Origin of the sequence: Streptosporangium amethystogenes subsp. fukuiense (genome assembly GCF_042665875.1) — a bacterium.
In the GTDB taxonomy this organism is placed as follows: domain Bacteria; phylum Actinomycetota; class Actinomycetes; order Streptosporangiales; family Streptosporangiaceae; genus Streptosporangium; species Streptosporangium fukuiense.
This window is the reverse complement of sequence record NZ_JBHTEE010000001.1, coordinates 3010646-3028310: the sequence shown is the minus strand read 5'-3', so window position 1 is coordinate 3028310 and position 17665 is coordinate 3010646. Positions and strand designations below refer to the sequence as shown.

General features: G+C 70.8%; 16 protein-coding genes. 7 read left to right on the top strand and 9 right to left on the bottom strand.

Going from position 1 to position 17665, the window contains the following annotated elements; all coding sequences use genetic code 11:
* Positions 1 to 101: 101 nt before the first annotated feature.
* Positions 102 to 1052, bottom strand: a complete 951-nt coding sequence (locus ACFQVD_RS13195) for a pirin family protein (RefSeq protein ID WP_343974066.1) — start codon at positions 1050 to 1052, stop codon at positions 102 to 104.
* Positions 1053 to 1174: 122 nt separating this feature from the next.
* Between ACFQVD_RS13195 and ACFQVD_RS13190 the strand changes: the two genes are divergently transcribed.
* Positions 1175 to 1651, top strand: coding sequence for an Lrp/AsnC family transcriptional regulator (locus tag ACFQVD_RS13190; RefSeq protein ID WP_343974069.1), 477 nt, complete (start codon positions 1175 to 1177; stop codon positions 1649 to 1651).
* A gap of 67 nt (positions 1652 to 1718) precedes the next feature.
* A complete protein-coding gene (locus tag ACFQVD_RS13185; protein ID WP_343974071.1) occupies positions 1719 to 2675 on the top strand; it encodes a nucleoside hydrolase in 957 nt (318 codons plus the stop codon).
* Positions 2676 to 2796: 121 nt separating this feature from the next.
* On the opposite strand, the gene ACFQVD_RS13180 is transcribed toward ACFQVD_RS13185, so the two are convergent.
* Positions 2797 to 3639 (bottom strand): dioxygenase family protein, encoded by an 843-nt coding sequence (locus ACFQVD_RS13180; protein ID WP_343974073.1) that lies wholly within the window; start codon positions 3637 to 3639, stop codon positions 2797 to 2799.
* Between the two features lie 448 nt (positions 3640 to 4087).
* Between ACFQVD_RS13180 and ACFQVD_RS13175 the strand changes: the two genes are divergently transcribed.
* Positions 4088 to 4348: a hypothetical protein gene (locus ACFQVD_RS13175; protein ID WP_343974077.1), complete on the top strand. Its 261-nt coding sequence runs from the start codon at positions 4088 to 4090 to the stop codon at positions 4346 to 4348.
* A gap of 14 nt (positions 4349 to 4362) precedes the next feature.
* Here the strand turns inward: ACFQVD_RS13175 and ACFQVD_RS13170 are convergent, their stop codons facing one another.
* From ACFQVD_RS13170 to ACFQVD_RS13145, 6 genes are read right to left on the bottom strand one after another with little or no spacing between them, the layout of a single operon-like run.
* Positions 4363 to 5334, bottom strand: a complete 972-nt coding sequence (locus ACFQVD_RS13170; protein ID WP_364151578.1) for an N-acetylglucosamine kinase — start codon at positions 5332 to 5334, stop codon at positions 4363 to 4365.
* A complete protein-coding gene (locus ACFQVD_RS13165) occupies positions 5331 to 6590 on the bottom strand; it encodes a 6-phospho-beta-glucosidase (protein WP_343974083.1) in 1260 nt (419 codons plus the stop codon). The genes ACFQVD_RS13170 and ACFQVD_RS13165 overlap by 4 nt, the downstream gene beginning before the upstream one ends.
* The gene (locus ACFQVD_RS13160; protein WP_343974086.1) at positions 6587 to 7465 is read right to left on the bottom strand and encodes a carbohydrate ABC transporter permease; all 879 of its coding nucleotides are present in this window, start codon (positions 7463 to 7465) and stop codon (positions 6587 to 6589) included. Before ACFQVD_RS13160 ends, ACFQVD_RS13165 begins: the two co-directional genes overlap by 4 nt.
* Positions 7462 to 8403 (bottom strand): carbohydrate ABC transporter permease, encoded by a 942-nt coding sequence (locus ACFQVD_RS13155; protein ID WP_343974089.1) that lies wholly within the window; start codon positions 8401 to 8403, stop codon positions 7462 to 7464. Before ACFQVD_RS13155 ends, ACFQVD_RS13160 begins: the two co-directional genes overlap by 4 nt.
* A 6-nt stretch (positions 8404 to 8409) precedes the next feature.
* A complete protein-coding gene (locus tag ACFQVD_RS13150; RefSeq protein ID WP_343974092.1) occupies positions 8410 to 9753 on the bottom strand; it encodes an extracellular solute-binding protein in 1344 nt (447 codons plus the stop codon).
* 40 nt (positions 9754 to 9793) lie between these two features.
* Positions 9794 to 10990 (bottom strand): ROK family transcriptional regulator, encoded by a 1197-nt coding sequence (locus ACFQVD_RS13145; protein WP_364151583.1) that lies wholly within the window; start codon positions 10988 to 10990, stop codon positions 9794 to 9796.
* Positions 10991 to 11399: 409 nt separating this feature from the next.
* Here ACFQVD_RS13145 and ACFQVD_RS13140 point away from each other — a divergent pair, with 409 nt between their 5' ends.
* The 4 genes from ACFQVD_RS13140 to ACFQVD_RS13125 all read left to right on the top strand — a co-directional run bounded on the left by ACFQVD_RS13140 (position 11400) and on the right by ACFQVD_RS13125 (position 17192).
* Positions 11400 to 13511 (top strand): HelD family protein, encoded by a 2112-nt coding sequence (locus ACFQVD_RS13140; RefSeq protein WP_343974101.1) that lies wholly within the window; start codon positions 11400 to 11402, stop codon positions 13509 to 13511.
* A gap of 579 nt (positions 13512 to 14090) precedes the next feature.
* Entirely contained in the window at positions 14091 to 15758 is a 1668-nt protein-coding gene (lnt, locus tag ACFQVD_RS13135) for an apolipoprotein N-acyltransferase (protein ID WP_343974104.1), read from the top strand.
* On the top strand, positions 15758 to 16510 hold the full coding sequence (locus ACFQVD_RS13130) for a polyprenol monophosphomannose synthase (RefSeq protein ID WP_343974107.1): 753 nt from the start codon (positions 15758 to 15760) through the stop codon (positions 16508 to 16510). The genes lnt and ACFQVD_RS13130 overlap by 1 nt, the downstream gene beginning before the upstream one ends.
* A 130-nt stretch (positions 16511 to 16640) precedes the next feature.
* Positions 16641 to 17192: an FxsA family protein gene (locus tag ACFQVD_RS13125; protein ID WP_343974110.1), complete on the top strand. Its 552-nt coding sequence runs from the start codon at positions 16641 to 16643 to the stop codon at positions 17190 to 17192.
* Here ACFQVD_RS13125 and ACFQVD_RS13120 read toward each other — a convergent pair.
* Positions 17179 to 17622, bottom strand: coding sequence for an SRPBCC family protein (locus ACFQVD_RS13120; protein WP_343974113.1), 444 nt, complete (start codon positions 17620 to 17622; stop codon positions 17179 to 17181). The two genes, ACFQVD_RS13125 and ACFQVD_RS13120, sit on opposite strands and share 14 nt — an antisense overlap.
* Between the last annotated feature and the right edge of the window lie 43 nt (positions 17623 to 17665).

Sequence of the window (17665 nt, the reverse complement as noted above, 5' to 3'; positions counted from 1 at the left end):
ATCCCGGCCACTGGTCCCACTGGTCCCAGCCACGGCGGGAGCCGCGGGACAGCGCCCGGCGGCGGGCGGGGCCGTCCCGGACGGGGGTGGGGACCGGCCCGTCAGCGGCGGCGTCCGCGAGCCTTCAGGGCGGTCAGCGGAAGTTCGGGAGCGGGCAGCGGGATGGCGCCGCCGGGCACCGTGCCGAACTCCTCGCCCTCCATCCACTCCTGCCGGAACCGGGCGATCTCCTCGTGGCTGCGGCCGACGAAGTTCCACCACATGACGATCCGCTCCTCGAACGGCTCGCCGCCGATGAGCAGCAGCCGACCGGCGTCCTCGGCCCCCATGGTCAGTGCCGAGCGCCCGCCGCCCAGGTAGAGCAGCGGCCCGGGGGTCAGGTCCGTCTCGTCGACCCGCACGGTGCCGGACAGGGCCAGCACGGCGTACTCGAAGCCGGGCCGGAGCGGGACGGAGATCGCCGCGCCGGCCTCCAGCCGCACCTCGGCCCCGACCAGCGGGGTGTGCACCGTCGCCGGTGACCTGACGCCGTCCAACTCGCCCATGATGACGGTCACCCCGGCGCCCGGCAGGGTCAGTTCGGGCAGCACCGGGTGGTGCTCGAAGGCCGGGGCCGTCCCGCGGGCGGCCGAGGGGAGAGCCACCCACAGCTGGACTCCGTGCAGGTCGGCCTCGGCGGCCGACTCCTCGGAGTGGGAGATGGCACGCCCCGCGGTCATCAGGTTGAGCTGGCCCGGTCTGATCAGCTGCTCGCTACCGACGCTGTCGCGGTGCAGGATCTCGCCCGCCATGAGCCAGCTGACGGTCTGCAGCCCGGTGTGCGGGTGCGGAGGGACGTTCATCGTCGTCTTCTCCGGGCCGTAGTGGTCGACGAAGCACCAGGCGCCGACCATTCTGATGTCCCGGTTCGGCAGGGTTCTGGTGACCTTCATCGCCCGCGGGCCGCCCAGCACCACGTCCCTGCCGGCCAGCAGTTCGGTCACCGGCTCCGCCGAGACGTCCTCGAGGCCACCGCAGGCCGATTCCCGCGGATCTGTTTCCAGGTTGCTCATCTCGCGACTTTACGTTCCGATCCGGCCGCCACGGGAACCGGGCTTGAGGTCGCCCGTGGTTGGGACCGTGCCGTGACATCCGGACGGTGCGTGTGCTCTCCGGTGCCGTTACCGTTTACGGGATGGAGGAGATCGACCGCTGTATCGTCACGTTGCTGGCCAGAGATGGCCGGATGAGCTTCACCGATCTCGCCAGGGAGACCGGGTTGTCGGTGTCGGCGGTGCACCAGCGGGTGCGCAGGCTGGAGAAGCGCGGGGTGCTGCGGGGTTACGCGGCGCTGGTCGACTACGACGCCGTCGGGCTGCCGCTCACCGCGTTCGTGTCCATCAAGCCGATCGATCCGGCCGCCGCCGACGACGCCCCGGAACGGCTGGCCCACCTGAGCGCCGTCGAGGCGTGCCACAGCGTGGCCGGGGACGAGAGCTACATTCTCAAGGTCCGGGTGGCCTCGCCGATCGCGCTCGAGGAACTGCTGAACCAGATCCGCACCGCCGCCAACGTCTCGACCCGCACCACGGTCGTGCTCAGCACGCCGTACGAGCACCGTCCTCCGGAGCCGGCCGGCACGGAGGCCGGTAAGCCCGACGAGCGCGCCTGAGCCCGAAAGGCGCAGGCTACTAAATGCCGATTTGCCGGGCATGGGGTAGTTAATCCAAGCTGAACGGGTGTCAGCCAGGAAGATCATTATTGACTGTGACCCGGGGATCGACGACGCCCTGGCGCTCGCCCTCGCTCATGGGAGCCCCGACCTGGAGGTCTTGGGGATCACCACGGTCGGCGGCAACGTCGACCTGGCCAGGACCACGGACAACGCGCTGCGGCTCCGCGAGTTCCTGGGGTTCGGCGACGTGCCGGTCACCGCGGGCAGCGCGGGAGCCCTGCTGCGCGCCCGGGTGGACGCGGCCGACGTGCACGGCGGCTCCGGTCTCGGGGACGCGCTGCTGCCTCCGGCGACGCTCCCGCCGGCCGCGGGGCACGCCGTCGACTTCATCGTCGAGACGCTCAGGGCCGATCCGGGCGAGGTGACCCTGGTCGCCATCGGCCCGCTGACCAACGTGGCGCTCGCGGTGCTCAGGGAGCCGAGGATCGTCGGCTGGGCGCGGGGGCTCACGATCCTCGGCGGATCGTACACCCGGGGCAACTTCTCCCCGGCGGCCGAGTTCAACATCGCCGCCGACCCGGAGGCCGCCGCGATCGTCTTCGGCGCGGGCTGGACGGTGACCATGATCGGCCTTGACGTGAGCCGTGCCGCCATGGCCACGGAGGCGGTGGCGGCCCGAATGGCGGCCATGGGCAGGCTCGGCGCCGACCTGCTCATCCCGTGCGTGCGGTTCTACGGCATGATCACCGCCGACGGCGGGCCCGCGATCCACGACGCCTGCGCGGTCGCCCACCTGATCGACCCGTCGCTGATCACCCTGGAACCCGCGGTCGTCGACGTCGAGACGGCGGGCCGCTTCACCTCGGGGATGACCGTGACCGACTTCGACCTCCGGGGCCGCGCCCCCAACGCGCTGGTCGGCACCTCGCTCGACGTCGGCCGCTTCTGGGACCTGCTGCTGGCCGTCTACGCGCGGGTCGCGGAGTCGATCGAGCGCAGGGAGAAGCGCGTCGGACACTGACCGGGAGACCTCCGGCGGGTGCCCGGTCCGGGGAGAGGCCGGACCGGGCACCCGGGCCTCGGCGACACGACGTCCACGAGCGGAGGTGGGTGGTCGCCGGTCATGCCGGCCGTCCGGTGCGTCAGACGCGCCGCCACAGGGCCGGTACGTTCGGCGGCTCCCATCCGGCGTAGGCCGTGTGCCCTTGCAGGCAGCGGTAGGTCACGCCACCGTAGGTGACCTGGTCGCCGGCCTTGTAGTCCGTTCCGGCCTGCCACGTCCCGCCCCCGTTGGGTGGGCTCGTGGTCGGCGTCGGGCTGGGCGACGGGGTGCCGACGATGTCGAGCACGAAGTCGAACGTCGCCTCCCTGCCGGAACCGGCCGTGCGCACGGTCATGACCAGTGACGGGTCGAAGATCGTGTCGGTGTTGTTGCGCGGTTCGTTCGGGAAGTAGAGCTGGGTGGTGAGCACCGGCCGGTTCGGGGCCTGGACCTTGACGTGGATGTGCCGGGTGCGTCCGGGATACAGGCCCGGAACGATCGTGGTCAGTTTGAACGCGCCCTGGGCGTCGCTGAACTGGTGCCCGCGGAAGCCGAATCCGCTGTTGTCGTAGGCGCCGTTGGTGTCCGCCTGCCAGAAGTCCAGGAGCGCGTTGGCGATCGGCTGGCACGAGCGGCCGAACACGTAGCCGCTGACGGTCAGCGGGACGCCCGGTGTGCCGGGCCCGGCCAGTGAGGTGCGCCGCGGCGAGTTGGGCTTGAAGTAGGGCCCCTCGGTCTGGGCGATCGTCGGGTCGTCGCCGTCGTCGCAGAAGGGGGTGGGGGCGAGCAGCCCGTCCGCTCGCCGCGCGTCGCGGGCCAGCGCGGGAGCCTGGCCGACCAGCAGCGGAATCGGGGCGATGAGAGCGGCCTTCAGCAGGGTCTTGCGGCTGATGCCCTCGCTCTCGTCGCCGGTATTCTGGTGGTGGATGTTCTCGGCGTCCACAATGGCCTCCTTGGCCTCCGGGGGACGTGCCTGGACGCGACCTGTCGAACGCGCGCGGCGCCGGGGCGGCCGGTCGAAACCGGCGCCGCACGACACCGCCGCGGGGAACCGGCGGGACCTGGCAGCCTGGACGTGCACAAGGCTTACATTGGACGTGAGGCCGCAATACCCTCCATGTTTCTATAACTTTGCCATATGACTACCGCAGTAGTAATCATGCAGGTGAGGGCCGCTTGAATAAGGCTTTCGCCACGTCATACCAAATATTTATGACACGAATGGGATGACATGACCGGTGAAATTCCGGTGGGTGATTCAGCTCGCGGATATCTCCGTTTCACCGCATGGGGACGGGGCACCTCCGCGTGGAGCCCGGGTGGCGGCGGTCGTCTACAGAGTTCGGCGCTGGGCAGTTACCTCTTGTGGACACTGGCGAAAGGAGCCGGCCGTGCCTGACAACAATGCGCTGATCATTCGATTCCATCCGGTGGGAGGTGAGGACGTCTCCGTGACGAGCGGGGACTTCGACGGGGAGGCCGAGGCGCTGGAGGCGATCTCCCGTGCTCTGGACGAACGGCGCAGCCTGGTGCTGACCCAGGTGAGATACGGCTTCGAGACCGAGACGATCGGCATGGTCGTCAACCTGGCCAACGTGGTGTCGGTACGGGTGTCCAAGCCGGGCGAGGTCCAAGCCGGACAGTACCTGTAACGGCGCCTCGCGGGTCATGTCGCGGCGTGGAAGTGGGCTCGCAGACGGGCCCTGGCCTCCTCGGTGGCGCCGAGGGCGTCCAACCCCAGGAGGGCGGCCCCCATGATGGGGGCGACGTCGGCGACGATCGGCTTGGCCTGCGGAGCCCGCTCCGCGAAGCCCCGCTCAAGCAGCTCGCTCATCAGCGGGTCGCGGGCGGTGAGCACGCCGCCGCCCAGGACCACCTCCATCGGCACGGCGAGCAGGTCCAGGCGGCGCAGCGCGACCACCGCGAGCACGACGACCTCCTCGGCCATCCGCGCCACCAGCGAGCGGGCCACCCCGTCGCCCCGGGCGGCGACGGCCATCAGCACCGGTACCAGCTCGTTCAGCCTGCCGTAGGGCAGCTCGCCGAAGTGGATGGCCAGGGACACCTCCTCGACGGTGCGGGTGCCGAAGTGCTCACGGATCGCGGAGGTCAGCGCGCTGGCGGGACCCCGGCCGTCCTCGGCGCGTACGGCGTGCCAGAGCGCCTCCTCGCCGAGGCCGAGGCCGCCGCCCCAGTCGCCGGTGAGCCGCCCCAGAGCCGGGTATCTCGCCACCTCCCCCGAGGGGGAGACCGCCACCGCGTTGATGCCGGCGCCGCACACCACGGCCACGCCCGCGGGGCCCGAGGCCCCGGCGCGCAGCAGCGCGAAGGTGTCGTTGCCGACGGTCGCCTCCGTGCCGTACCCCCGCCGGAGGATCTCCGCGCGGAGCGCGTCCTCCTCCACCGGCAGGTCCGCGCCCGCCACGTAGGCGGCCACGTGGTCGGCGTACGGCGCGGCCGCCCCCTCGCCGAGCGCGGAGCGCACGGCGTCGCCGATCACGTCGATCGCGGCGCCCACCCCCGCGGTCTGCGGCTGGAAGGCGCCGGCGCGCCCGGTGGCGATGACCGAACCGTCCTCGCGGACCAACGCGACGTCGGTCTTGCTGTTGCCGCCGTCGACGGCCAGGACCGTCCTCACGCGTTCGCCCAGGACAGGTGCCCGCGGTTGGCCTCGATCAGGCGCCGGGCCAGGTCTTTCGAGAGCGCGGCCTGCCCGATCAGCGGGTGGGCCAGCAGTGCGTCGGCGACACGGTCCTCGCCGCCGTGCAGCGCGGCCGCGAGCGCCAGCGTCTCGTACGCCGTGACGTGGGCGATGAGCCCGGCGAAGAGCGGCTCCACCGGCTCCACCGGCAGCGCGGTCGCGCCCGCCGCGGTGATCGTGGCCGGGACCTCGATGACCGCCTCGTCGGGCAGGAACGGCAGCGTGCCGTCGTTGCGCAGGTTGACCACCTGGGTGTCGCCGCGCTCGCCGACCAGCGAGGCGATCAACGCCACCGCGGCCTCCGAGTAGAAGGCGCCGCCGCGCTTCTCCAGGAGTTCCGGCTTGGTGTCCACGGCCGGGTCGGTGTACATCTCCAGCAGCGCCGTCTCCATCGCCGAGACCTCGGCCGCCCGCGACGGCCTGGTCCGCTGCTCGGCCACCACCAGGTCGTGCTCGTAGAAGTAGCGCAGGTAGTAGGAGGGGACCACGCCCAGATGCCGGATCAGCGCGGCGCTCAGGCCGACGTCCTCGGCGATCTCCTCGGCGTGGCTCTCCAGCAGCCGCGGCAGCACGTCGACTCCGTCCAGCCGGACGGCCCGCTCCCAGGTGAGGTGGTTCAGGCCGACGTGGCCCAGGGAGATCCGCTCGGGGGCGACGCCCAGGTTCGCGGCGAAGCGGCGCTGGAAGCCGATGGCCACGTTGCACAGGCCGATGGCCCGGTGCCCGGCCTCCAGCAGCGCCCTGGTGACGATGCCGACCGGGTTGGTGAAGTCGACTATCCAGGCGTCGGGCGCGTGTTCCCTGATCTTCTCTGCGATGTCCAGCACCACCGGTACCGTGCGCAGCGCCTTGGCCAGCCCACCCGCCCCGGTCGTCTCCTGGCCGACGCAGCCGCACTCCAGGGGCAGGGTCTCGTCCACGTCACGCGCGGCCTGGCCGCCGACACGCAGTTGCAGCAGGACCGCCCGTGCCCCGGCGACGCCCTCCTCGACGGAGGTGGTGGCGACGACCCTGGCCGGATGCCCGGCCCGCGCCAGCATCCGGCGCGCCATGCCGGACACCGGCTCCAGCCGGCGGACGTCCGGGTCGACCAGCGCGATCTCGGTCAGCGGGAGCTCGTCGCGTAGTCGTGCGAACCCGTCGATCAGCTCCGGCGTGTACGTCGAGCCGCCCCCGACAACGGCGAGTTTCACCCTTTTACTCCTGTCAGCGTGACGCCCTCGATGAAGACCTTCTGGGCGAAGAAGAACACGATGATCACCGGGGCCATGACGAGCAGGGTCGCCGCCATGGTGAGGTTCCACTGCACGCTGTGCAGTGCCCGGAAGGACGCCAGCCCGAGGGAGAGCGTCCAGTTTTCCTCGTTTATCTGGGCGTAGAGCAGTGGGCCGTAGTAATCGTTCCAGCAGTAGAAGAACTGGAACAGGCCCACCGCCGCTATCGCCGGACGCGCCATCGGCAGGATCACCCTGATCAGGGTCTGGAGGTCCGAGCACCCGTCCACCCGGGCGGCCTCGGTGTACTCCCTGGGGATCGTGACCAGGAACTGCCGGAGCAGGAAGATCGAGAAGGCGTCCCCGAACAGCATCGGCAGGATCAGCGGCCACAGCGTGCCGGTGAGGTCCAGGCGCGCCCAGATGAGGTAGACGGGGACCGCGACGACCTGCGGCGGCAACATCATCATCGTGATGACCGCGAGGAAGGCGAGCCTGCGCCCGCGGAAGCGGAAGCGGGCCATCGCGTAGGCCACCGGGATCGACGACAGCAGCATGAACGCGGTGCCGAGCCCGGCGTACAGGAACGTGTTGCCCAGCCAGGCCAGCAGCCGCGACCTGGCGAACACCTCGGCGAAGTTGCCCCAGTTCCAGGTGTCCGGCCACAGGTCGCCGGTGAGCGTCTGGTCGGTGCTCATGACCGCGGTCAGCGCCACGAACACCAGCGGGGCGACGAACATCAGCGACAGCGCCACGGCGACGGCATGGGTGGCGATCCAGTACAGAACCCTGCGGGTACGCGGGCCGCGCGCGGGGGAACCCGGCGCCGCGCGCTTCATGGTCAGGGTGGTCATCGGTCTCCTCCCTGGTCGAACGCGCGGAACCGGCGGAGCAGGACGAGGGTGAAGAGCGTGGAGACTGCGAACAGCAGCAGGGCCAGTACGCAGGCGTAGCCCATGCTGAAGTCGCGGAAGCCCACGTGGAACAGCCACTGCGCCAGCGTCAGCGTCGACAACTCGGGGTAGCCGGGGACGAAGGCGGTGCCGGGGGAGTCGGTGACCCCGGCGGCGACCCGGGAGGCGATCATCGCCTGGGTGAAGTACTGCAGGGCGTAGATGACGCCGGTGACCGCCGAGAACATCAGCACCGGCGAGATCGTCGGCAGCGTGATGCTCCTGAACTGCCGCCATCCGCCGGCCCCGTCGATCGCGGCCGCCTCGTACAGATGCTTCGGCACGTCCAGCAGGGCCGCAAGGAAGATCATCATTGTGTTGCCGATGCCCCACATGGCCAGCAGGGTCAGGCCGGGTTTGGCCCAGTTCGCGTCGCCGAACCAGTCGGGCGCGGTGATCCCGGAGAGTTCGATGAACTGGTTGAAGGGGCCCGAGGGGTTCAGCAGGAACACGAAGGAGACGGTTCCGGCCACCACCGGGACCAGCGAGGGCAGGTAGAGGACGGTGCGGAAGAAACCGGCCCCCGCCTTGAGCCGGGTGAGCAGCTGCGCCACGCCCAGCCCGAAGATCACCTGGGCGGGGACCATGAAGACCACGAACCAGAGCGTGTTCCTGATGGAGACCCAGGCCCGGTCGTCCACCAGGAAGTAGCGGTAGTTGTCCAGGCCCACGAACTCCAGGGTGAACAGGTCGTAGCGGTGGAAGGAGAAGTAGAGGGTCGCACCGAGGGGGTAGGCGAAGAACAGCGCGAACCCCACCAGCCAGGGCGACATCCAGAGGAGGGCCACCAGGCCCTCACGGCGCCGCCACCTGGGCGGCGCCGTGTGGACGATGCTCATCGAGGCTCAGCCCCCGGAGAGCTTCAGCTTGTCGTCGAGACGCTTGTCGACCTTGGCCAGCTCGGCGTCGAGGTCGGTGACCGCCCCCTTCTCCCACCGGCCGAGGAACTCCTGCACCGTGTCCTGGTTGAAGGTGCTGTTGACGTTCGCCGGGACCGTGCTCGTCTTCGGATGGGCGAAGATGTCGAGGAATGTCTGGAAGTTCGGGTCCTTGTCCAGGTCGGGGGACTCCAGCGAGGCCTTGGTGGTCGGCACGTTGCGCAGCGCGTTGGAGAGCGTGACCAGCGCCGAGGTGTCGGTGGTCAGATACTTGACCAGTTCCCAGGCCGCCTGCGGGTTCTTGGCCCCCTTGGGCACACCGATCACGGTGCCCGCGGTGAAGCCGCTGCCGTACAGGTCGGGCCTGGTGTCGGAGACCGGGAGCGGTGCGGTGCCGTAGTCGAGGTCCTTGGCCTCACCGGCGATCATGGCGTTACGCCACTCGCCGTCCAGGACCATGGCGACCTTGCCCTTGTAGAACGGGTGGCCGGCCGACCACTCCTGGCCCAGGCTCTTGCGGAACTTCTCCAGCTTGTCGTAGCCGTACCAGTCGACGAGGTCCTTCTGCCAGCGCAGCAGTTCCCGCCACGCCGGGTCGGAGCCGATCGCCGAGGTGCCGTCCGGCTTGTACCAGGTGGCGCCGACCATCGGGGCGAGGTGCGAGGCGGAGTTCTCGTAGTACTGGAAACTCGGGATGAACCCGGCGACCTCGATGTTGCCCTCCGCGTCACGGACCGTGAGCTTCTTGGTCAGCTCGGTCAGCTCCGAGAGCGTCTTGGGCGGCTCGGAGCCCTTCATCAGGGCCCTGTTGTAGTAGAGCCCGTACGCGTCGGCGAGCAGGGGCATCACGCACCGCCTGCCCTCGTACTCGGTGTAGGAGCGCGAGACCTCGGGCAGCACGGACAGGTCGATGCCGTCCTGTCCGATCACCGGGGTGAGGTCCTGGAACGTTCCGCTGCGGCACCACTGGGCCACGTTGTCCGTGGTGAAGGAGGAGGCGATGTCAGGGGCCTTCCCGCCGCGCACCGCCTGGGTGATCTGCTCGTCCTGGACGCCCTTGACCAGTTTGACGGTTATCTGGGGAAATTTCGTACGGAATCCGGCTATGGCGTCTTCGAACGCCTTGACCTCGCCGGGTGCGGAGAATCCGTGCCACAGCTCGATGGCCGAGGCCGGCAGGGCGGCGGAGGCCGAGCCTGAGGGCTTGGGGCGCGAACCGAGCGTGGGCGCGCCCTCGGTGCCCGCGGTGCAGGCGGTCAGAGCGGCGGCCGTCAGGGTGGCGAGGGTGAGGGTGAGAAAGCGTCGGTGCACGACGGCTGCCTCCTGGGGGTGGGGGGGATACGCGGGAGGATCAAGAGAGGACTGTGGAGCCGAAGACCTCTTCGCGCGCGGTCGCGAGGGCCAGATCCAGCGCGCCGGCGAGGACGGGATTGCCCTCGACGGTTGACAGCAGCAGCGGTGGCCGGGGGATGGTCAGCGCGTGGAGTTCGTGCTCGACGAGTTCGCGCAGGGTGTCGCCGCCCGCGAGCAGGGTCCCGCCGGTCAGTACGATGATCTCGGGGTCGATGACCGAGGTGATCGAGGCCAGCCCGACTGCCAGCCGGGAGGCGATGTCGCGCAGCCCGGCACGGGCGTCGTCGGCGCGCCTGCCGGTGGACGCGGCGGCCCGCACCGCGTTCAGCACCGCCTGCGCGGGGGCGCCGCCGCGCACGCCGTACGACCGGAGGATCTTGAGCACCGCGGGGCCGCCGGTCAGTGCCTGGTAGCCGTGGTTGGCGTAGCGGCCGGTCTCCCTGGCGGTCGGCGCGCCGGGGGTGGGCATGTAGCCGATCTCGCCGGCGCCGCCGGTGGCGCCCCGGTGCAGCCGGCCGCCGAGGACCAGCGCCGCGCCCAGGCCCTCGTCGGCCCAGAGCAGCACGAAGTCCCGGTGGCCCCGGCCCACGCCGTGCGCCTGCTCGGCCTGGGCGACGAGGTTGACGTTGTTCTCTATCGCGACCGGTACGCCCAGGCCGTCGCCGAGGGTGCGGACCAGGTCGGGGATGTGCCAGCCGGGCATGTCCCTGCTGGTGGCGTAGGCCAGCCTGCCGGTGCCCGGGTCGATCGTGCCCTGCACGCCGATGACCACGCACCGCGGCGTCTCCGGAGCACCCGCGCCCTCCAGCGCGGCGGCGACCCGATCCACCGCGTCGCCGCCGGAGCGGCCGGGAGTGGGCAGGTGGTACTCGCCGACCACGGCGCCGGTGATGTCGGCGACCCTGACGTCGATGCCCGCGCGCGTGACGTCCATCGCGGCGGCGTACGCGGCGGCCGGGTTGAGCCGGTAGACCTCGGCGGTGCGGCCGGGCAGTCCCTCGCGGATGCCGTTGAGCACGACCAGGCCCGCCTCCTGCAGGCGGATGAGCAGCTGCGAGGCGGTGGGCTTGGACAGGCCGGTGAGGGCACCGATCTCCGGGCGGGTCAGCGGGCCGCGCTCCAGCAGTGCCTGCAGGGCGGCGCGGTCGTTGATCGCGCGCAGCAGGCTCGGGGTGCCCGGCGTCGGCTGCTTCACTGGCCCTCCGTGTGCGTCCTCGCATTCACCGATGAGGCGAAGTTAGGAAACTTTCCTAACTTCGAGTGAATGTAAGGAACCCGGCGGATCCCCGTCAAGCGGGCAGGAGGCGTCGCAATGAAGCTGTGATGGCTCAGGGGCGGGTAAACTTCTCGACGGACCTGCTAGGGTGATGGTTTGTCATAACAACTAGCGCAATGGTCCGGAGTATCCCATTACTAGCAACGATAATGGAGCGACGGCAACCCGTCAAATCGAGCTGACCAAGGAGCAGGAGTATGTCTCCGCTCTCTACGCGAGGCTCGATCTGCTGCGCGAGCGCACCCAGCGGCAGCTGGACGGCGTCCTCGCGCAGGGAGGGAGCGGGGGCACGCACCAGAACCGCTCTGAGCGCGACACCTTCGCCGGGATGTACGCCGAGCGCCTGGGCCGCCTGTGGGCGGTCGAGAACGGCCTGTGCTTCGGCCGGCTCGACAACGCCGACGACACCTCCCTCTACATCGGCCGCATCGGCATGGCCGACGACGACCAGCGCCGACTGCTGATCGACTGGCGCGCCCCGGTCGCCCAGCCCTTCTACGGCGCCACCCCCGCGGCCTCGATGGGCGTCACCCGCCGCCGCCACCTGCAGACCAAGGGCCGCAGGGTGATCGGGATCGACGATGACCTCCTGGATCTCGACAACCTCACGGACGAGGACGTGGCCACCCTCAACGGGGAGGCCGCCCTGCTCGCCTCCCTGGCCGCTCGGCGCACCGGGCGGATGCGCGACATCGTGGCCACCATCCAGTCGGAGCAGGACCGCATCATCCGCTCGGACCTGGACGGGGTGCTGGTCGTGCAGGGCGGTCCCGGGACCGGCAAGACCGTGGTCGCGCTGCACCGCGCGGCCTACCTGCTCTACACCCACAGGGAGAAGCTGGCCCGCAGGGGGGTGCTCATCCTCGGGCCGAACCTGACGTTCCTGCGCTACATCGAGCAGGTGCTGCCCTCCCTGGGCGAGACCGACGTGCTGTTGTCGACGGTCTCCGAGCTGTACCCGGGGGTCGTTCCCGGGCGCAAGGAGCCTTCGGAGGTGGCCGGGCTCAAGGGTGACTCCCGGATGGCCCAGGTCGTCGCGCGGGCCGTGCGCGAGCGGCAGCGGGTGCCGCGCAAGCCGATCGAGATCCGCCTCGACCGCTACACCCTGCGACTGGAGGGCAACGTCCTGGAGGCGGCGCGCAACAGGGCGGCCCGCTCCAGGCGGGCGCACAACGAGGCCCGCTCGATCTTCGTCCGCCACCTGCTCAACGCGCTCGCCCGCCAGGCGGCCAGGCAGCTGGGCAAGGGGATGATCGACGACGACGAGCTGGCCGACATCCGCGAGGAGCTCCGTACCGAGCGGCCCGTCAAGGCGGCCCTGAACCGGCTCTGGCCCTACGTCACACCACAGCAGCTCCTGATCGGGTTGTTCACCTCCCGAGAGCGCCTCGACCACGCCGCCGCCGAGTTCGGCGAGGCCGAGCGGGAGCTGATGCTGCGCGAGCCGCCCCGCAAGGGGGAGAACTGGTGGGCCGAGTCCGACGTGCCGCTCCTGGACGAGGCCGCCGAACTGCTCGGCGACATCGACCCCGCGGTGCTGCGGGCCGGGGCCTGGATGGCCGAGGAGGAGCAGGCGGCGCAGCGGGCCGCCGCGCTCGACGAGCGGCAGCACCAGCTCGAGTACGCCAAGGAGGTCCTGGAGCTGACCGGGCTCTCCGACATCATGGACGCCGAGAAGTTCGCCGCCCGCCATCTCGGCGACGACGTCTTCCTGACCACCGCTGAGCGCGCCGCGGCGGACCGCAACTGGGCCTTCGGCCACGTCATCGTGGACGAGGCGCAGGAGCTGTCGCCGATGGACTGGCGGATGCTGATGCGACGCTGCCCGACGCGGTCGATGACGATCGTCGGCGACCTGGCCCAGACCGGGTCCTCGGCCGGGGCGCGCTCCTGGGGCCGGGTCCTGGACCCCTACGTGGCCGGGCGCTGGCGCGAGGAGACCCTCAGCGTCAACTACCGCACCCCGGCGGAGCTGATGGCGGTGGCCGCCGACGTGCTCACCCTGGTCGATCCGGCGCTGAAGGCCCCGGCCTCGGTCAGGGAGACCGGGACGCGCCCGTGGGCGGACTCACCGACGGCCTCGCTCGGCGACGTCGTCAAGGCCGAGATCGTGGAGGGTGGGCGACTTGTCGTGATCGTCCCCGAGTCGCGCGCACGGGAACTCGGAGAGGTGGTGCTCCGCTCCGTCGACGGCGCGGTCGCCGGTCCGGGGTCCGCCGCCCTGGACGCCCAGGTGGCGGTGCTGACCGTCGCCGAGGCCAAGGGGCTGGAGTTCGACGCGGTCATCGTGGTCGAACCGGAGTCGATCCTGGGCGAGTCCCCGCGCGGGGCCAGCGACCTTTACGTGGCGTTGACCCGCGCGACCCAGCGGCTTGGCGTCGTGCATGACGGTCCGCTTCCCGATGCCCTCGCTCGACTTGAGAGACATCGGATCACATGAGACCATTGACGGCTCTCGTCGATCATGTCCCAGCTGCGAAAACTTGATGTTTCCGCTGTTAGTGACACGGTTGACATCTGCGCTGGGCTCGGTAGTTTGCTGCCCAGTCCAGCACGGGACTGGCCGGTCGGCCGCCTTCCGACATCGTCGTTTCCTGCGCCCGTGACGGGGGTGACCCCGTCCGTTCAGCCAGACGCAGGGCCGGCAGTCCGTCGAGGCGGGGCACTCCTTCCGGGCGGGGGGTTGGACCCAGGAGGGGTCCGGGCACCCAGTAGACAACGGCAATCCGCGCTCGCCGCCGACGGGACGGAACCGGTCCGAAGGGTTGCCCGGGCTCTCTTCCCGCTCCCGTGCGAGCGCCGCAAGCGTCGGGGCGGTCCGGGGTGTCGAAGGACACCCCGGACCGCCCCGTTGCCGGGTACGGGAGCCCTTCTGGGGGTTTGCTGGTTTCAGGGCGTTCTGGTGGGCTTATGAGGAATATGTCGTGGAACTTTTTGGGGGCGTGCCCGCTGGGCGGTAGCGTTCGGGCAGGAGGACCGGGCGTCGCCGGCCCGTACGACATCGCAAGGAGCCCCGCCCGTGGTGCAGGAGAAGACGGCCGCCCCGGTGCCGGAGGCGTCCGAGACGGACGACCCGGCAGGTGAGGCGGTCTCGCCTCTCCCCTCCCGTCTGGAACTGCCCGCCCGCGTCGCGGGCGTGGTGGCCGGTGGCCTGCTGATCTTCCTCGCCTTCCCGCCGCTCGGGTTCTGGTTCCTCGCTCCGCTCGGCATGGCCTTGGCGCTCCTGGCGGTGCACGGCACCCGCCCGCGCCGTGGCGCCTGGCTGGGCCTGCTGGCCGGGCTCGCCCTGCTGCTGCCCGGCCTGCGCTGGGTGAGCCCGATCGGTATCGACGCCTGGCTGGGGCTGGTCGCCATGGAGAGCGTCTTCTACGCCGCCTGGGGTGCGGGCGCCGCCCTGGTGGCCAGGCTGCGCCTGTGGCCACTGTGGAGCGCCGCGCTCTGGGTGGCGGCCGAGTGGGCCAGGGGTGAGTTCCCCTTCGGCGGGTTCCCCTGGGCGCGGGTGGCCTTCAGCCAGGGTGAGTCGATCTTCACTCCGTACGCGGCACTCGGCGGGGCGCCGCTGGTGAGCTTCGCGGTGGCCCTGTGCGGTGGCCTGCTCGCGCTGGCGGTGTCACGGTCGTTCACGGCTCCGCGCACGTCTCCGGCACAGGGAGGGGCCAGGGGCCCGCGCTGGGGGCGGGCCGTCGCGTGGCCGCTCGCCGGGGCGCTGGCCGTGCCGGCCGGGGCGCTGGCCGTCCCCAGGTACGGCGACGAGGGCGAGAACGTGACCGTCGGTGTCATCCAGGGCAACGTCCCCGGCCGGGGCATGCACCCGCTGGGCGACGAGCCGGCCGTGGTCCTCGGCAACCACACCAGGATGCTGCACCAGATGGCGCGGGACATCAGGGAGGGCAGGACCCCCCGCCCCGACCTGGTCGTGCTGCCGGAGAACTCCACGGACATCGATCCGCTGCGCAGCGAGTTCGCCAGGAGCGAGATCGACGCGGCGGTCAAGGACATCGGGGTGCCCGTCCTGGTCGGCGCGGTGGTCGGGATCGGGGAGAAGAACCGGGCGACCCGCAGTCTGGTCTGGGACCCGGTGACCGGGCCCGGCGCCCACTACGACAAGCAGCAGCTGGTCCCCTTCGGGGAGTACACCCCGCTCAAGGAGCTCGTGCTGGCCCTGTTCGAACGCGCCTCCCTGGTCGGCAAGCAGTCGGTGGCGGGCACCCGCGACGGCGACCTCAGGATGGGGCCGGTGACCATCGGCGCGATCAACTGCTACGAGGTGGCCTTCGACGGCATCGTGGGCGACACCGCCAGGACGGGCGCCTCGCCGCTGGTGGTGCAGACCAACAACGCCACCTACGCACTGACCAACCTGCCGCCGCAGCAACTCGCCATGTCCCAGTTGCGGGCCGTGGAGCACAATCGGGCGGTGATCACTTCCGCAATTACGGGTATATCGGCATATGTGACTCCAAGCGGTTCGATCGCCTGGCGCACCGGGGAACTGGTGCCCGCCATGAACGTCCTGACAGTCCCCGTCAGGACCGCGCAGACCATCGCCACGCGCGTGGGCGCGCTGCCCGAATGGGCCTTGATACTTGTGGGTGCGGGCGCGGTGGCCGTCGCCTGGCGGCGCCGGACGCGCGGCGTGGGGCACTCCGTGATCCGAAAAGACGATCAGCAGGTGGGAGACGCGTGATGGAGCGGATGCTTGGTCGGGTGCTCGTCATCGTCCCGACGTACAACGAGCGGGAGAACCTGCCGATGATCACCCGGCGGCTGCGCGAGGCCGTGCCCGAGGCGCACCTCCTGGTCGTCGACGACGACAGCCCCGACGGCACGGGGGCGGTCGCCGACAAGCTGGTGGCCGATGACGACCACGTCCACGTGCTGCACCGGCCGGGAGGCAAGCAGGGCCTGGGCGCGGCCTACATCGCGGGTTTCCGCTGGGGCCTGGGGGAGGGCTTCGGTGTCCTCGTGGAGATGGACGCCGACGGCTCCCACCGGCCAGAGGAACTGCCCAAGCTGCTGGACAGGCTGACCCGCGGGGCCGACCTGGCGATCGGCTCCCGCTGGGTGCCCGGCGGCAAGGTCGTCAACTGGCCGGCCTCGCGGGAGTTCCTGTCGCGCGGCGCCAACGTCTACACCCGGTTCATGCTCGGCCTTCCGGTCCGCGACGCCACCGCGGGGTTCCGTGCCTACCGGGCCGCCACCCTGGAGAAGATCGGCCTGGAGGACGTCGAGTCGCAGGGCTACTGCTTCCAGGTGGACCTGACCCTGCGTACGGTCCGCAACGGGCTGCGCGTCACCGAGGTGCCGATCACCTTCGTGGACCGCACCATCGGGACCAGCAAGATGGGACGCGGCGTGGTGGTCGAAGCCTTCTGGCGGGTCGCCGCCTGGGGTGTCATGGGCCTGCCCGCGCGTCTGCGCCGCCGCCGCGGTCGCTGATCCTCGGGGTACGGCGAGGGTGCGGTCCCAAGGCTCCGCCGAAGACGCGTCCACGCTGAGCGAACGCGGAACGCACGACCGCTCCGCAGCGTTGTCATGTCATACGGCTGTCGCATGAGTTGAGGCAAAGATGCGCTTTCTGCTGGTCCTGACCTTCCTTGTAGTGCCGGTCCTTGAGGTGTTGGTGCTCATCCAGGTCGGTCAGGTCATCGGTGGCTGGACGACGCTGGCCCTTCTGCTCGCCGGGGGCCTGCTCGGTTCCTGGATCGTGCGCCGCGAGGGCCGCCGGGCCTGGCGCAACCTTCAGAGCGCGCTGCAGAGCGGGCGGATGCCGGACCGCGAACTCGCCGGCGGCGGCCTGACCCTCGTGGGCGGCACGTTGCTGCTCATCCCCGGCTTCCTCTCCGACGTGCTGGGCGTCCTGTGCCTGCTGCCCTTCACCCGGCCGGTGGTCCGCAGGCTCGGCGCCTGGTTCTTCGCCCGCCGGGTGCGCACCATCATGGCCAGGAACGCGGCGGGCGCCGGACTCGGTTCGCCGTTCGGCGACGGCTCGCCCTTCGACGTGCTGCGCGACGCCGGGAGGCCGCCCGGCTCGGGTCCGATCCTGCACGGGGAGGTCATCCGTGACGAGCCGGCCGCCTCCGAAGGGGCGGCCGGTCCTCGGAGCCTCACCGATCGCTGAGCGCGGCCAGGCGGCGCAGTGAGAGCCGGAACAGCGCGGCGTTCAGCGGCCTGACCGCCAGCCAGCCGAGTCGTCCGGCCGCGCCGAACGGCAGGTCGAGATCCTCTTCCCAGATGATCGTGCTGCCGCCGCCCTCGCGGGGCAGCACGCGGAAGACCCCGGTGCCGCGCACCGGCCGCCCCGTGTGCCGGACCCCCACGCTCCTGGGCGGGTCCCACTCGGTGATCTCCATGGTGTCGAGGAACCCGAGAGGTCCCACGCCGGTGAAGGCCGCCAGCCGGCTCCCGGTGCTACGGCCGTTCCCGGCGGTGATTCGTGCCCGGGTCAGGACCATCCACTCGTCGTGCCTCGACCAGTCGGTCAGCACGGAGAAGACCTGCTCGGGCCGGGCGTGTGCGTCCACCGAGACGCTGATATGGGAACGGGTCACCTCCGGTTCCTTCCCATCGCCCGGCGGTCGATCCTCTGGGAGG

What these genes read in the sequence shown, in the direction of transcription:
- ACFQVD_RS13195 (WP_343974066.1), bottom strand. Translation starts at nt 1,052, where the DNA reads ATGAGCAACCTGGAAACAGATCCGCGGGAATCGGCCTGCGGTGGCCTC.
- ACFQVD_RS13190 (WP_343974069.1), top strand. Translation starts at nt 1,175, where the DNA reads ATGGAGGAGATCGACCGCTGTATCGTCACGTTGCTGGCCAGAGATGGC.
- ACFQVD_RS13160 (WP_343974086.1), bottom strand. Translation starts at nt 7,465, where the DNA reads ATGACCACCCTGACCATGAAGCGCGCGGCGCCGGGTTCCCCCGCGCGC.
- ACFQVD_RS13155 (WP_343974089.1), bottom strand. Translation starts at nt 8,403, where the DNA reads ATGAGCATCGTCCACACGGCGCCGCCCAGGTGGCGGCGCCGTGAGGGC.
- ACFQVD_RS13140 (WP_343974101.1), top strand. Translation starts at nt 11,400, where the DNA reads ATGTACGCCGAGCGCCTGGGCCGCCTGTGGGCGGTCGAGAACGGCCTG.
- ACFQVD_RS13130 (WP_343974107.1), top strand. Translation starts at nt 15,758, where the DNA reads ATGGAGCGGATGCTTGGTCGGGTGCTCGTCATCGTCCCGACGTACAAC.
- ACFQVD_RS13125 (WP_343974110.1), top strand. Translation starts at nt 16,641, where the DNA reads ATGCGCTTTCTGCTGGTCCTGACCTTCCTTGTAGTGCCGGTCCTTGAG.